Here is a 12250-nt window from a genome sequence, read left to right as displayed (position 1 = left end):
TTGTTGGTGTTATTCGTCGTCGCCTATGTCCTGGTTCAGCTCTTCCAGGGCGATGGTCAGGTTGGCCATCTCGACCGCCACGCGGGCCGCGTCGGCGCCCTTGACGGCCATGCGCACTTCGGCTTGCTCGTCGTTCTCGGTGGTCAGGATGGCGTTGGCGATGGGGATGCCGAAGTCCAGGCCGATGCGGGTGATGCCCGCGCCGGATTCATTCGACACCAGTTCGAAGTGGTAGGTCTCGCCGCGGATCACGGCGCCCAGCGCGATCAGGGCGTCGAACTGCTGCGACTCGGCCATTTTCTGCAGCACCAGCGGCACTTCCAGCGCGCCCGGCACGGTCACGTGCAGGACGTCCTCGTCGGCCACGCCCAGGTGCTTGAGCTCGGCCAGGCAGGCCGACAGCAGGCCATGGCACACGTCTTCATTGAAACGCGCCTGTACGATGCCGATGCGCAGGTCTTCGCCATTCAAATTGGTTTCGTAGCTTCCTACGGTCATATCATGCCTCTTAAAGGTGGGTTCAATGGTTACTTTGCGGGTTTGGCCAGGTAGCCGGTCACTTCCAGGTCGAAGCCGGTCATGGACGGCATCTTGCGCGGGCTGGCCAGCAGCTGCATCTTGCTCACGCCCAGGGCGCGCAGGATTTGCGCGCCGATGCCGTAGCTGCGCAGGTCCATGCTGGCGGCGCGGCCTTTCGGCTTGCTTTCCGGCTGGCCCAGCGCTTCGAACTGGGTGAACAGCTGGTCAGCCGTTTCCTCGCAGTTGAGCAGCACGATCACGCCGCGCTCGGACGCCTTGATGGCGGCCATGGAGGCCGGGATATTCCACGAGTGCGTGGTGGCCTCGGTTTCCAGCAGGTCCAGGATGGACACCGGCTGGTGCACCCGCACCAGGGCTTCCTTGCCGCCGCCCAGTTCGCCATGCACCAGCGCCAGGTGGGCCGAGCCGCTGGGCGTGTCGCGGAACGCGATCATGCGGAACGCGCCGTAGGCTGTCTGCAGCTGGCGCTCGGCCACGCGCTGCACCATGCATTCGTTCTGGCTGCGGTAGTGGATCAGGTCGGCGATGGTGCCGATTTTCAGATTGTGTTCCTTGCCGAATTCCAGCAGGTCCGGCAGGCGCGCCATGGTGCCATCGTCCTTCATGATCTCGCAGATCACGGATGCCGGGGTCAGGCCGGCCATGGCGGTCAGGTCGCAGCCCGCTTCCGTATGGCCGGCGCGCATCAGCACGCCGCCCTTGACGGCTTTCAGCGGGAAGATGTGGCCCGGCTGCACGATGTCGCTAGCCTGGGTGTCCTTGGCCACGGCAACCTGGATGGTGCGTGCGCGGTCGGCGGCGGAAATGCCGGTGGTCACGCCCTCGGCAGCTTCGATCGAGACAGTGAAATTGGTGCCGAACGGGGTGCCGTTACGGGCCGACATCATCGACAGGTTGAGGTGGTCGCAGCGCTCCTCGGTCAGGGTCAGGCAGACCAGTCCGCGCGCATGCTTGATCATGAAGTTGATGGCCTCGGGCGTGACGAAGTCCGCCGCGAGCACCAGGTCGCCCTCGTTTTCCCGATCTTCTTCGTCGACCAGGATGACCATGCGGCCAGCGCGCAGTTCGGCGACGATTTCTTCGGTACTGGAAATAGACATTTGTAATCCTTGATAGCTGAGCTAGATATTCCTAACCCGCTATTTTAAAGGATTTCGGCTTGCCCCACCGTATTTACGCGCCGAGCAACCGCTCCAATGCCGCTGCCGCCCGGCTCTGCGACCGTTCCGGATGGCGCAGCAGGTGGAAGCTGCGCGCCAGCGGCTCGGCGTTGGCGCGCGCCAACTGTCCGGCCCGCAGCTGGGCGCCGACCACCAGTTCCGACACCACGGCCGCATAGGGCCCGGCCAGCACGGCGGCGCACACCGCTTCATTGGACGGCAGGGCCAGCACCACGTCCAGCGCGCGCGGATCGGCGCCGGAGCGTAACAGCATGGCCTCGAACACGGCGCGGGTGCCGGAGCCGGCCTCGCGCAGTATCCAGCGGTCCGCCATCAAGTCCACCGCCTCCAGCCGGGCGCCGCCCGCCCAGGGATGGTCCGGGCCGGTGACCACCAGCAGCTGGTCGCCGCCGATGGCGCGGCGCTCCAGGCCCGCCTCCTCCAGCCCGCCCTCGACCAGTCCCAGCTCCGCCCTGCCCTCGGCCACCGCCTGCGCCACCGATTGCGTGTTGCCGATCACCAGTTCCAGCGCGATGCCGGGATAGGCCTGGCGGAATGCCGCCAGCCGGGCCGGCAGCCAGTAGCTGGCGATGGTCTGGCTGGCGTGCACGGTGACGCTGCCGCGCTGCAGCCCGCCCAGCCCGGCCAGCGCCGCCTCGGCCGCCCGCGCCGACGCCAGCGCCGCACGGGCCTCGGGCAGGAAGTTCCTGCCCGAGGCGTTGAGCACGATGCCGCGTCCGACACGGTCGAACAGCGGCGTGCCGTAGCGACCTTCCAGGGTCTTGATGGCGGCGCTGACGGCGGCCGGAGTCAGTGCCAGCGCCTGGGCCGCCTGCGTCAGGTGCTGGCGCGCGGCCACCTCGGCAAAAATGCGCAACTGGTCCAGGGTCAGCATCATTCGATCCAATCTAATAAACTGGTAAAAATTTCAAGATGGACCTAAATAATACCGGATTTCATAATTCGTTTATCGCATAAGGATATTCGAAAAATGAACTACCCAAACTTTAAAACACTGCTGCCGGGGACCGCTCTGTGCGGACTGGTCACCTTGCTGGCCTGCGGGCTGGAACAACTGGAACTGGCATGGCTGGGCAAGGCCTGGCTGGAAAGCCTGGTGCTGGCCATCGTGCTGGGCGCCGTCCTGCGCACGGCGCTGGGCCTGCCCGAGCGCTACCAGGCCGGCGTGCACTTCAGCGCCAAGATCCTGCTGGAACTGGCCGTGCTGCTGCTGGGATTGTCTGTCAGTGCGGGCGCCGTGGCGGCCGAGGGCTGGCGGCTGCTGGTCGGCATTGCCGCCGTGGTGGCGCTGGCCATTGCGCTCAGCTACGGCATCGGACGGGCGGCGGGGTTGCCGGTGAAGATGGCGCTGCTGATCGCCTGCGGCAACTCCATCTGTGGCAACTCGGCGATCGCCGCCGTCGCGCCCGTGATCGACGCCGACAGCGGCGACGTGGCGGCGGCCATCGCCTTCACGGCCGTGCTGGGCGTGCTGCTGGTGCTGCTGCTGCCGCTGGCCATGCCGCTGCTGTCATTGTCGGCGGCGCAATATGGTGTGTTTGCAGGACTGACCGTCTATGCCGTACCACAGGTGCTGGCGGCCACGGCTTCCGTGTCGCAGGCCAGCGTCCACGTCGGCACCCTGGTCAAGCTGGTGCGCGTGCTGATGCTGGGGCCGGTGGTGGTGACCATGTCGCTGCTGCGGCGCGAGCCGGGCGGCAAGCATCCCGGGCTGGCGCACATGCTGCCCTGGTTTATCGTCGGCTTCCTGCTGCTGATGGGCGCGCGTTCGGCAGGCTGGGTGCCGCAGGCCGTGCTGGCGCCGGCGCACCACGCAGCATCGGTGCTGACCGTGATGTCCATGGCTGCCCTGGGATTGGGTGTGGACGCCCGCAGCGTGGTGGCGGCGGGACGCAAGGTGGCCGGCGTGGTGGTGCTGTCGCTGCTGGGCTTGTCGGTGCTCAGCTATGGGCTGATCCGGCTGCTGCCGCCGGCCGGATGATGCTTAGACGGGTTCTTGGAGGGCGTTTCAAAATGAGCGTGGCGAGGCGTAGCGCCGAAGACAGTGCGAACGCACGGCGAGGCGCTGCAACGACGCCACGGTCTTTTTGAAACGGCCTCTTAGAACCCGTTTCAAAATGAGCAGGGCTAGGCACGGCGACGAAGACAGTGCGCCTGCACGGCGAGGAGCCGTAACGACGCCATGGTCATTTTGAAACGGGTTTTTAGCGGTAGAAGGCTTCGACCTTGCCTTTGAGCTTGATCAGCATGGGACGGCCCTTGCGGTCCAGCGCCTTGCCGGAGGCGACCTTGATCCAGCCTTCGCTGACGCAGTATTCCTCGACGTCGAAACGTTCCTTGTCGTTAAACTTGATGCCGACATCATGCTCGAACACGGCGGCAACGTGGAACTTGCTGCTCGGATCGATGGACAGGTGGTCGGGCAGTGGGGGGCGGGTAGTGGTATCGTTCATGGCCGACATTATCCCCCAGAAGCGCCCGCCCGACAACGGGCTTGTCAGGCAAGCCAGTCCTGCAGCTCCTGCAGGGAGCGCTCCAGCGACTCGCGAGTGAGAGTCAGCACGATAACTTTTTCCTGGACAGCCAGCTGTTCTCCTCCTGGAAACCGGACCGAGGCAGGCTGGTTCCAACTCTTGTAAAACTTGCCAAACTCCTGCGGCGACTCCTGGACTATCCTGGCGGCCTTGCCTGTTTTCAGATTGACCGCATTGGCGATGGGATTGCCATCATAGAACAGCTCGCCATCTTCGAACTTGTCGGCCAGGTAAGGCTGCAAGGCACGGCCGGGCACGAGATGACTGATCTCGCTGGCCCAAAAGGCCCGCGCCGCGCGATAAATGTCGCGGTCCTCAAGAAATTTCTCGTACAGGAAGTCGCTCATACGAAAGCAATCCCTTCACGGACTTCAATATCAACCCGGCGCTCCGGGTCGCCCTTGACCATGTATGTCTTCGACGTGACGCCGACGCCGCCAGCAGCATGCGCAGCGTCCATGAAAGCCCGGGAAGCCGCATGCGCAGCCGCCCGCAGTTGACGCTCCTTCTTGCTTGCCATGGCTTCGAGCGCGTGAGACATGCCAATCGCGGTCGCGTGATCGAGCGGACCCGGCTGCGCCCAGGGCTTCGAATCATTCATCCCTGCACCTTGTGACTGCAAGCGCCCGCGATGCTTGGCCGTCCGCCTTATTTTATCGCACTGCCCACGCTCACCATGCGCTCGACATAGCGGGCGATCAGGTCGATTTCCAGGTTGACTTTCTGCCCGGCCGACAGGTGCTTGAGCGTGGTCATGGCAATGGTGTGGGGGATCAGGTTGATCGAGAACTGGCACACCAGGTCGGCGCCGCTGCCGATGTCGGTCACGCGGTTGACCGTCAGCGAGACGCCGTTGACGACGATGGAACCCTTGTAGGCCAGGAATTTGGCCAGGTCATGCGAGGCTTCGATCACCAGTTCCCACGATTCGCCCACCGGCTCGAACTTGCGCACCACGCCCAGGCCATCCACGTGGCCGGACACCAGGTGGCCGCCCAGGCGCTCGGACAGGGTCAGGGCCTTTTCCAGGTTGACTTCAGTGGTGGTGTCCAGGCCCACGGTGCGGTTCAGGCTTTCGCGCGAGACGTCCACGCGGAAGCTGGTGGCGTCCTTTTCCACCACGGTCATGCAGGCGCCGTTGATGGCGATGGAGTCGCCCAGGGCAACGTCGGCCAGCGGCAGGCCGCCGGCGTTGATGTCCAGGCGGACGCCCGCATCGTGGCCGCCTTCCAGCGGGGTGACGGTTTCGATTTTGCCGATGGCGGCGATAATTCCAGTAAACATAATGGCTTTTAGTGAGGAGTGAATCTGGCAAGGATACGCAAATCTGCGCCGATCTGCTGAACCCCGTGAAATTTCAGGTTTTGCCTGCCCTCCAGCGCGGACAGCTCGGGCAAGGCAAACATGCCCTGCCCCGGCCCGATCAGCGACGGCGCCAGGTAGACCAGCAGTTCGTCCACGCAGCCCTCGCGTATCAGCGAACCATTCAGCTTGCCGCCCGCTTCCACGTGCAGCTCGTTGATCTGCCGGCGGCCCAGCTCGCGCATCAGCTCGGGCAGGTCGACCTTGCCGGAGGCGTTGGGCAGCATGATGACCTCCGCGCCCGCGTCGCGCAAGGCCGCTTCCTTGTCCGGATTGGGCACGGCGGCCGCGATCCAGGCGCCGCCACCCTGCAGCACCCTGGCCGCCAGGCCGATCTCCAGCCGGCTGTCCACCACGATGCGGCGCGGCTGGCGCGGCGTTTCCACCGCGCGCACGTTGAGCTGCGGGTCGTCGCTCTTGACGGTGCCGATGCCGGTCAGGATGGCGCAGGCGCGGGCGCGCCAGGCGTGGCCGTCGGCGCGCGCCTCCGGCCCGGTGATCCACTGGCTGACGCCATTGCTCAGGGCCGTCACGCCATCCAGGCTGGCTGCGCTTTTCATGCGCACCCACGGCAGGCCGCGCGTCATGCGCGAGAAGAAGCCGACGTTCAACTCATAAGCTTCAGCGGCCAGCAGGCCGGTATCGGTGGCGATGCCGGCGGCGGCCAGCTTGGCCATGCCCTGCCCCGCCACCAGCGGATTGGGATCGACCATGGACGCCACCACCCGCCCCAGCCCCGCGCGCACCAGGGCGTCCGAGCAGGGCGGCGTGCGGCCATGGTGGTTGCACGGTTCCAGCGTGACGTAGGCGGTGGCGCCGCGCACGTCGTGGCCGTGCGCCGCGGCGTCCTTGAGGGCCTGGATTTCGGCGTGGTCCTGGCCGGCCGGCTGGGTCACGCCCGCGCCTATCACCCGGCCATCGCGCACGATCACGCAGCCGATGTGCGGATTGGGCGAGGTGGTGTAAAGGCCCTTTTCGGCCCATTGCAGCGCCAGGCGCATGCCATCCAGGTCGCTGGTGATAATCTGGTTGTCGCTCGTCGTCATTCGTGTTCAGCCTTCCGCCGCGCCGCTGCAGCCGGTGGGCTGCGTGGCCGGGTCGCACACGCGCACCCGGCCCAGCATGTTGATCTTGATATGGCGCGCCTGCGCGCCCTGCCGCACCGACAGCGTGCCCCAGTGGGCGGCCAGACTGTTGTCTGCGCTGCAGCTGCGGCCTGCGCCATTGTAAGCCAGGTAGTGCGGCGCCGCACCGGACGTGAAGGCGGAGGCGATGCTGATGCCTTCGGCCACGGCACCGTGGCGCTGTATCAGGACTTCGCCGGGATCGGGACGGCGGTTGCCATTGTCGTCGATGAAAATGGCCCAGCCTTGCTGCCAGGAGGCGCCATCCCCGGCCAGCGGCGCCAGCAGCACGCGGCCGCCGCGCGCCATGGCCTGGGCGCGGGTCAGGTCGATGGCGGCCACCAGGTCGGCCACGGCCGTGCGCAGGCGCTGGCGCTGTATCAGCGTATCGAAACTGGCGGCGCCCAGGCCGAGCAGGATGGCGGACAGGGACAGCACGAACAGCAGTTCGACCAGGGTCAGGCCGCGGTGATGGCGCATGGTTTGCTCCTATGAGACTGATTCAACATGAGCAGCGCGAGGCGCGGGCCAAGGCCGGGGCAACGAAGGCAGTGCGCCAGCACGGCGAGGAGCCGCAACGACGCCATGGTCATGTTGAAACGGGTTCTAAGGCCAGCAGCGCTGACCGGGTCCCGTGCTGTGCCGCTCGCCGCTGCTGGTCAGCGACAACTCCTGGCACTCGCCGTCGCTAAAACTGTCGTCCACGCGGCTGGTGCCGGGCTTGGCCAGGATGCGTACGCAGTCGGCGATGGGCGCCCCATCGCACAGCGTGCCTTCCATTTCGTAGGCGCTGGTCTTGGGCGTATTGCCGCTCCACCATGGGAACAGTTTGGCGTCGGCATCGGTGGCGTCGGCGGAAAAGGCGATGTAGGTATTGCTCCGGGTCCGGTAGCGTTCCTGCTGCTGCATCAGGCGCAGCAGCGCGGCGTGGGCTTCGCTGCGTCGGGTCCTGATCATCTGCTGCTTAAAATAGGGCATGACCTGCAGCGCCAGCAGGATGATGACGGCCAGGACCACCAGCAGCTCGACCAGGGTGTAAGCGCGTATTCTTTTCAAGGTGGTCCTCCTTTGATTGCGGCGCGGTGCAGCTCGCGCCAGTTGGCGACTTCGCGCCAGCTCAGGCGGCCGGAGCGCAGGGTGACCTCGATGGCGGCGCTGGCGGCGGCCGTTACCGGCGTACGGACGCCGGGCTGTGTCAGCGTCACTATCTTTTGCTGGGTCACCTTGCCAGTCGGGTCGCGCCGGGCAGCGCTGCGCAGCGCGCCGACTTGCAGCGGCGCGGCGGCGTAGTCCTTGTGCAGCAAGCCTGTGACGCCGGGACCGGGCGAAGTCAGTCCGGTGGCAACGGCGTAGCTGCTGGCCAGGCCGGTGAGCGCGTCCATGGCGTAACTGCGGCTGGATTTGGACCCGCACACGTCCTTCCCCGGCAGCAGGGTGTTGAACAGCACCTGCCCGTCCGCGACCGTGGCGCTGGCGATGCTGCGCTCCCCCTCGCCCAGGAAGTCCACATACCAGCCCATGCTGCCGTACTCGATGGCGGGGCCGCTGACCATCAAGCCATCGGCAGTCTCGCGCAGCAGGCGGGCCGTCAGTTTCTGGCGGCTGAGCGTCGTGGGCGGCTCGGCCAGCGTATCGTGGATGGCGTAGAACGATTGCTGCGCCTTGCCGGCCAGGTCGGCCTGCTCGATGGCCCTGCCGGTGCCAAACAAAATCAGGTAGCCGCCGCCGCTGGCGTAGACCACGCGCGGCTGCTGGGCGATGGGCTGGCGCGCGCCGTCGCCATCGCGCGCGCTGAACAGCTGCACCCTGGACCAGGGCGCGCTGCCGCTGAAATCGAAGCGCCACAGGTTGCCCTGCAAATCACCCGCGTAGGCGTAGCGCAGCACGCCATCGGCATCCGCCACCAGGGCGGGGGCGCTCAGGCCGTTGGCCTGGGCCGGTTCCGAAATCGGCGTGGCGATACGGTAGTAATTGGTGTTGAGTTTCCAGCCCTCGGCCGGCGGCTTGTCCAGCGCCAGCAGGAACAGCGCGCCATTGCCTGCGGCGCTGCGGTGCCCATCGTCGGCGTAGTTGTTCCAGCCGCTGGCGGCCACCGCGAAGTGGCGGTACTGGCCGCTTCGCACCCGTACCCTGGCAATTTGCGGTGTGGTGGCGACGTTGCCCATCATGGGATCATCGCGGTCGGTGAATTCCCAGCGCGGGGCGATCCGTTCGGGGTCGGTGACGTCCAGCGCGAACAGTCCTTGCGCGCCCGCGCCCATGGCCGACAGCAGCATGCTGCGCCAGCCGCCGTCCACCAATGCCTCGCCGGCAAAGGCCGGGCCGTCGACGTAGGCGCGGTGCACATAGTCCGGCGCGGTGAGCTGGTTCAGCGCCGCGATCAGCGCATCGGGGACGTAGGCGTAGATTTCGCTGCCGTCGCGGGTGTCGAAGCCGTGCAGCATGCCGTCGTTGGCGCCCAGGTAGAGCATGGGACGGCGCGTGGCGGCGCGGGCATGAAAGGCCGCGTAATCGGCGCCACGTCCGGCGCCCGTGGCACTTGCCACCTGCACCGGCGTGCCATTGACGGCGTCGCCCAGCACGCTGGTGCGGCGGCGGAACAGCGTGCCTTCGTCGCCACGTTCGCCGCGCAGCCAGGCCAGGCGCCGGGAACCCAGGCCGTCCGGCTTGGCGCGCGCAGCCGATGGCGCGAGGTCCAGCAAGGCTTGCTGCTGCGCCGATAGCGTCTCCCAGGTGAATGGAATCGCCGCCAGGCTGCCGTCGGCCTGCACGATGGCGCTCTGGATATTGCGCGCCGCTGCAGCCGGATGCGGCGTTTGCCCTGCCCCGCCAGTCAGGATGGCGCCCGCATCCCAGCGGCTGATGCCGTTGGCCGACAAGGCATAGCGCTCGAACCCGCCGCTCCAGTCGCGCATGTCATAGCTGGCCTGGAACACCTCGCCCGCCACCAGCAGCGCCGCACCACGCACCACATCGGCAGCCACCGATCCCGGCACGCGGCACGACACCGTCAGCGGCTCGCTGGCCAGCGCCAGCACAGGCGGCGCCGCATACGAGGGCAACGCCGCCAGCGCCAACAAGGCCGTCCTGATGCCGGCAGCAGCGGCCGGCCGCGCCAGCAACATCGCCTTGAAGCGCCCCCCGGCGGCAGAAAGGCATGCGATAGCGGTCATGGGCGGCATGAAGAATCTCGCGGCAAGCGCTGCTGGGGACCAGGCAGCTGAACGCGGCTCGGCGGCATCAAGCGGCGCCGTGTGCGTGGAGGCCGCCGGACACTCGGCTGCGGGCGGCGCTTCTGCAAACTGGATGGCTGGCTGGTCTGGCACATGGGCTCCTACTCCGGCTTGCGGTAGACGGATTGCAGCACCACTTCCGCCTCCGGGCGCGGTCCAAAGCCGATCGCGGAGACGCGGTAGCAGTAGCGCGGCTGGGCCACGGCGCTGGCGTCCTCGCCGGGCAGGTGGCAAGGCACGCGTTCAACCAGGTAGCGCGGGCGCCTGAACGGCAACACGCCCTGGCCGGTCGGCATGGCCGCCCCGGTATATGCGCCATGTTCGGCGGTGCAGGCGCCGCCATCATCGCCGCCGCCCAGGTCCACGGCCTGCCAGTGGGGCGGCTCCCCACTCTCGGCGCGCGCCAGGACGCCACGACTGGCGGCATCCGCTACGCCGCCACCCGCGCTACCGCCATCCTTGCCGCAGGCTGCAGGCAAGGCTGCATCCGCGCTGAAGGCAGCCGCGCGGGCATCCAGCCGCCCATCCCCTGCGATATCATGTTCCGCATCCGCCAAGGCATCCTCCGCTGCTTGAAATGCAACCTGCCGGTCACGCTCTGCGCGTGCGGCCTGCTCGCCCTGCAACGACAACAGCGCCGCCGAGGCGCCGACCAGCATCACGGCCACCAGCATGAGCAGGGCCATCAACAAGGTCGCGCCGCGCTGGCCGCGCATGCCCGCCCTCACCCGCCGCGGTTGCGCAGCGCAACCGTGGTGCTGACCACCTTACGCGCGCGATGGCGCATCGCTTCCGGCAGGCGCACATCCGCCACGCGCACGCCCTCGTCGTCGCCTGCGTGCGCGTCTGAATAGGCCTTGCCGAACAAGTCGTATTGGGCGGGCGCGCCGTCCGGATGGCTGGCGATGTCGCCATGCAGCAGCAGGGCCACGCGCACGCTGGCAACGCGGCGCCACCAGCTGCGCCGGTTGCGGTCACGCTGCTGTTCGGCCGCCGTGGCGCCGGATGGGGCGATGGCCGCATCCAGCGCCCGCACCGCGCTGGCAGTCAGGTAGGCATTCGGCACGCCATCGGCCACGGCATCGGTATCGACGCCGTACAGCACCTGGAAGCTGTCCACGCCGCGCACGACGGCGTCCGCGCCCCAGCCGGTATCGCCCCGGTATTTGCAGCGCAGTTCGGCCACGCCCTGGCTGTCCAGCGCGACATAGAAAATGCTCCAGCCGCGCTCCCCGGCCGATGCAGCCGCGGCCACGCCGAAGCCGGCGCAGTCGAGTGTGGAACCGTCGCCATTGCTGCCGCTGCCGGAACCGGCATAGCGTACGGCCAGCACGTCGCTGCCGTTGGCCACATCCGGCAACGGTTGGTCGATACCGTCGGCGGCCTTGGAGAGGCTGCGCGCATCCAGCCCCATGATGTAGGGCTCGTCCCCCGGGTCGGCCTCCGCCGGCGCGCTGGCGCTGTCCCAGTTGACATGGCCCGCCTGCCGCAGCGCCTGCGCGATGGCTTGCATGGCATAGCGGCCGCCATCGTCCAGCAGCGCGGTCTCGCTGTGATGCCGGTAGTTGCCGTTGGCGGCCAGCAGCAAGCCGCTGGCCAGCAGCATCAGCAGCAGTCCCAGCAGGCTGGCGATGGTGAATTCGGCGATGGTCCAGCCGCGCTCGCGCTTCATGACGACATCCCCAGCATGAGCGCCACTGCGGGCCGGGCGCCGCCATCCGCCATGGCATCGTCGGCGCCGTCGGGCCGCCTGGCACGCCAGCCCAGCTTGATGACGGCGGGCGCGCCGGCCCCGCCGCTGCAAGCCCAGGTCAAGGTCCGTCCACCGATGATGGCGCTGTCGCGGCACACCAGCGCGCGGCCGCCGGGCAGGCGTTCGCGCACCAGCAGTTTCAGTTCATACAAATCGAACGCAGCCAGCGCATCGGGCGAACAGGCGCCGCCATGGCAAAGCTGTGCAGGAGGAGAGGGAAAGGGTTCAGCACTGGCGTCGTAATCGAAGCCCAGGTAGGAGGCCGCCGGATTGGCGCGCATGCGCTCGGCTAGCGCCCCGGCCAGATACGCCGCCTGCGATTGCAGGCCGGACTCGTGGCGCGAACGCTGCGCCGCCAGCTGCATGGCCGCACCGCCCATGACGCCCAGCGCCAGCACGAATACGGCGACCAGCACTTCCAGCATGGTGAAACCGCCTTGCCTGCCTGCATACACGGCACACCTCCACGGATGACGTCATGTACCAGACCTTAGCAGCGGCCCGAGCGCCAGGCATGACCTGG

General features: G+C 67.4%; 15 protein-coding genes. 1 reads left to right on the top strand and 14 read right to left on the bottom strand.

Features of this window, described 5'->3' with window-relative positions; genetic code table 11:
• Positions 1-9: 9 nt before the first annotated feature.
• From ribH to ACLB1G_RS20165, 3 genes are all read right to left on the bottom strand, one after another.
• Positions 10-498 (bottom strand): 6,7-dimethyl-8-ribityllumazine synthase, encoded by a 489-nt coding sequence (gene ribH, locus ACLB1G_RS20175; RefSeq protein ID WP_491629027.1) that lies wholly within the window; start codon positions 496-498, stop codon positions 10-12.
• 29 nt (positions 499-527) lie between these two features.
• Positions 528-1640 carry a bifunctional 3,4-dihydroxy-2-butanone-4-phosphate synthase/GTP cyclohydrolase II gene (ribBA, locus tag ACLB1G_RS20170; RefSeq protein ID WP_491629026.1) on the bottom strand — a complete coding sequence of 371 codons (1113 nt, stop codon included), beginning with the start codon at positions 1638-1640 and terminating at the stop codon, positions 528-530.
• A 73-nt stretch (positions 1641-1713) separates the two neighbouring features.
• Positions 1714-2598, bottom strand: a complete 885-nt coding sequence (locus tag ACLB1G_RS20165) for a LysR family transcriptional regulator (RefSeq protein ID WP_491629025.1) — start codon at positions 2596-2598, stop codon at positions 1714-1716.
• Positions 2599-2691: 93 nt separating this feature from the next.
• Between ACLB1G_RS20165 and ACLB1G_RS20160 the strand changes: the two genes are divergently transcribed.
• Positions 2692-3702 (top strand): YeiH family protein, encoded by a 1011-nt coding sequence (locus tag ACLB1G_RS20160; protein ID WP_491629024.1) that lies wholly within the window; start codon positions 2692-2694, stop codon positions 3700-3702.
• Positions 3703-3925: 223 nt separating this feature from the next.
• Here ACLB1G_RS20160 and ACLB1G_RS20155 read toward each other — a convergent pair whose 3' ends face one another.
• From ACLB1G_RS20155 to pilV, 11 genes are all read right to left on the bottom strand, one after another.
• The gene (locus ACLB1G_RS20155) at positions 3926-4174 is read right to left on the bottom strand and encodes a DUF3297 family protein (protein ID WP_491629023.1); all 249 of its coding nucleotides are present in this window, start codon (positions 4172-4174) and stop codon (positions 3926-3928) included.
• A gap of 44 nt (positions 4175-4218) precedes the next feature.
• On the bottom strand, positions 4219-4602 hold the full coding sequence (locus tag ACLB1G_RS20150) for a hypothetical protein (protein WP_491629022.1): 384 nt from the start codon (positions 4600-4602) through the stop codon (positions 4219-4221).
• Positions 4599-4856, bottom strand: coding sequence for a hypothetical protein (locus ACLB1G_RS20145; protein WP_491629021.1), 258 nt, complete (start codon positions 4854-4856; stop codon positions 4599-4601). The genes ACLB1G_RS20150 and ACLB1G_RS20145 overlap by 4 nt, the downstream gene beginning before the upstream one ends.
• Positions 4857-4903: 47 nt before the next feature.
• Positions 4904-5539: a riboflavin synthase gene (locus ACLB1G_RS20140; RefSeq protein ID WP_491629020.1), complete on the bottom strand. Its 636-nt coding sequence runs from the start codon at positions 5537-5539 to the stop codon at positions 4904-4906.
• Positions 5540-5547: 8 nt separating this feature from the next.
• Complete coding sequence (ribD, locus tag ACLB1G_RS20135) at positions 5548-6618, bottom strand: bifunctional diaminohydroxyphosphoribosylaminopyrimidine deaminase/5-amino-6-(5-phosphoribosylamino)uracil reductase RibD (RefSeq protein WP_491629216.1); 1071 nt, start codon at positions 6616-6618, stop codon at positions 5548-5550.
• Between the two features lie 51 nt (positions 6619-6669).
• A complete protein-coding gene (locus tag ACLB1G_RS20130) occupies positions 6670-7221 on the bottom strand; it encodes a GspH/FimT family pseudopilin (RefSeq protein WP_491629019.1) in 552 nt (183 codons plus the stop codon).
• 126 nt (positions 7222-7347) lie between these two features.
• A complete protein-coding gene (locus ACLB1G_RS20125; protein WP_491629018.1) occupies positions 7348-7797 on the bottom strand; it encodes a type IV pilin protein in 450 nt (149 codons plus the stop codon).
• On the bottom strand, positions 7794-9914 hold the full coding sequence (locus ACLB1G_RS20120) for a pilus assembly protein (protein ID WP_491629017.1): 2121 nt from the start codon (positions 9912-9914) through the stop codon (positions 7794-7796). The genes ACLB1G_RS20125 and ACLB1G_RS20120 overlap by 4 nt, the downstream gene beginning before the upstream one ends.
• Before the next feature lie 161 nt (positions 9915-10075).
• Positions 10076-10690, bottom strand: coding sequence for a pilus assembly protein (locus ACLB1G_RS20115; RefSeq protein ID WP_491629215.1), 615 nt, complete (start codon positions 10688-10690; stop codon positions 10076-10078).
• An 8-nt stretch (positions 10691-10698) separates the two neighbouring features.
• On the bottom strand, positions 10699-11646 hold the full coding sequence (locus ACLB1G_RS20110; RefSeq protein ID WP_491629016.1) for a PilW family protein: 948 nt from the start codon (positions 11644-11646) through the stop codon (positions 10699-10701).
• Positions 11643-12182, bottom strand: a complete 540-nt coding sequence (gene pilV, locus ACLB1G_RS20105) for a type IV pilus modification protein PilV (protein ID WP_491629015.1) — start codon at positions 12180-12182, stop codon at positions 11643-11645. Before pilV ends, ACLB1G_RS20110 begins: the two co-directional genes overlap by 4 nt.
• Between the last annotated feature and the right edge of the window lie 68 nt (positions 12183-12250).

It is taken from the genome of Duganella kummerowiae (genome assembly GCF_053572355.1).
Note: the sequence above shows the minus strand (reverse complement) of the source record. Positions and strands in the feature narration are given on the sequence as shown.

Excerpts from the sequence above, each read along its gene's own strand:
- ribD (WP_491629216.1), bottom strand. The coding sequence starts at position 6,618 with ATGCGCCTGGCGCTGCAATGGGCCGAAAAGGGCCTTTACACCACCTCG.
- ACLB1G_RS20155 (WP_491629023.1), bottom strand. The coding sequence starts at position 4,174 with ATGAACGATACCACTACCCGCCCCCCACTGCCCGACCACCTGTCCATC.
- ribBA (WP_491629026.1), bottom strand. The coding sequence starts at position 1,640 with ATGTCTATTTCCAGTACCGAAGAAATCGTCGCCGAACTGCGCGCTGGC.
- ACLB1G_RS20110 (WP_491629016.1), bottom strand. The coding sequence starts at position 11,646 with ATGAAGCGCGAGCGCGGCTGGACCATCGCCGAATTCACCATCGCCAGC.
- ACLB1G_RS20145 (WP_491629021.1), bottom strand. The coding sequence starts at position 4,856 with ATGAATGATTCGAAGCCCTGGGCGCAGCCGGGTCCGCTCGATCACGCG.
- ribH (WP_491629027.1), bottom strand. The coding sequence starts at position 498 with ATGACCGTAGGAAGCTACGAAACCAATTTGAATGGCGAAGACCTGCGC.
- ACLB1G_RS20130 (WP_491629019.1), bottom strand. The coding sequence starts at position 7,221 with ATGCGCCATCACCGCGGCCTGACCCTGGTCGAACTGCTGTTCGTGCTG.
- ACLB1G_RS20165 (WP_491629025.1), bottom strand. The coding sequence starts at position 2,598 with ATGATGCTGACCCTGGACCAGTTGCGCATTTTTGCCGAGGTGGCCGCG.
- ACLB1G_RS20140 (WP_491629020.1), bottom strand. The coding sequence starts at position 5,539 with ATGTTTACTGGAATTATCGCCGCCATCGGCAAAATCGAAACCGTCACC.
- ACLB1G_RS20120 (WP_491629017.1), bottom strand. The coding sequence starts at position 9,914 with ATGACCGCTATCGCATGCCTTTCTGCCGCCGGGGGGCGCTTCAAGGCG.
- ACLB1G_RS20150 (WP_491629022.1), bottom strand. The coding sequence starts at position 4,602 with ATGAGCGACTTCCTGTACGAGAAATTTCTTGAGGACCGCGACATTTAT.
- ACLB1G_RS20115 (WP_491629215.1), bottom strand. The coding sequence starts at position 10,690 with ATGCGCGGCCAGCGCGGCGCGACCTTGTTGATGGCCCTGCTCATGCTG.
- ACLB1G_RS20160 (WP_491629024.1), top strand. The coding sequence starts at position 2,692 with ATGAACTACCCAAACTTTAAAACACTGCTGCCGGGGACCGCTCTGTGC.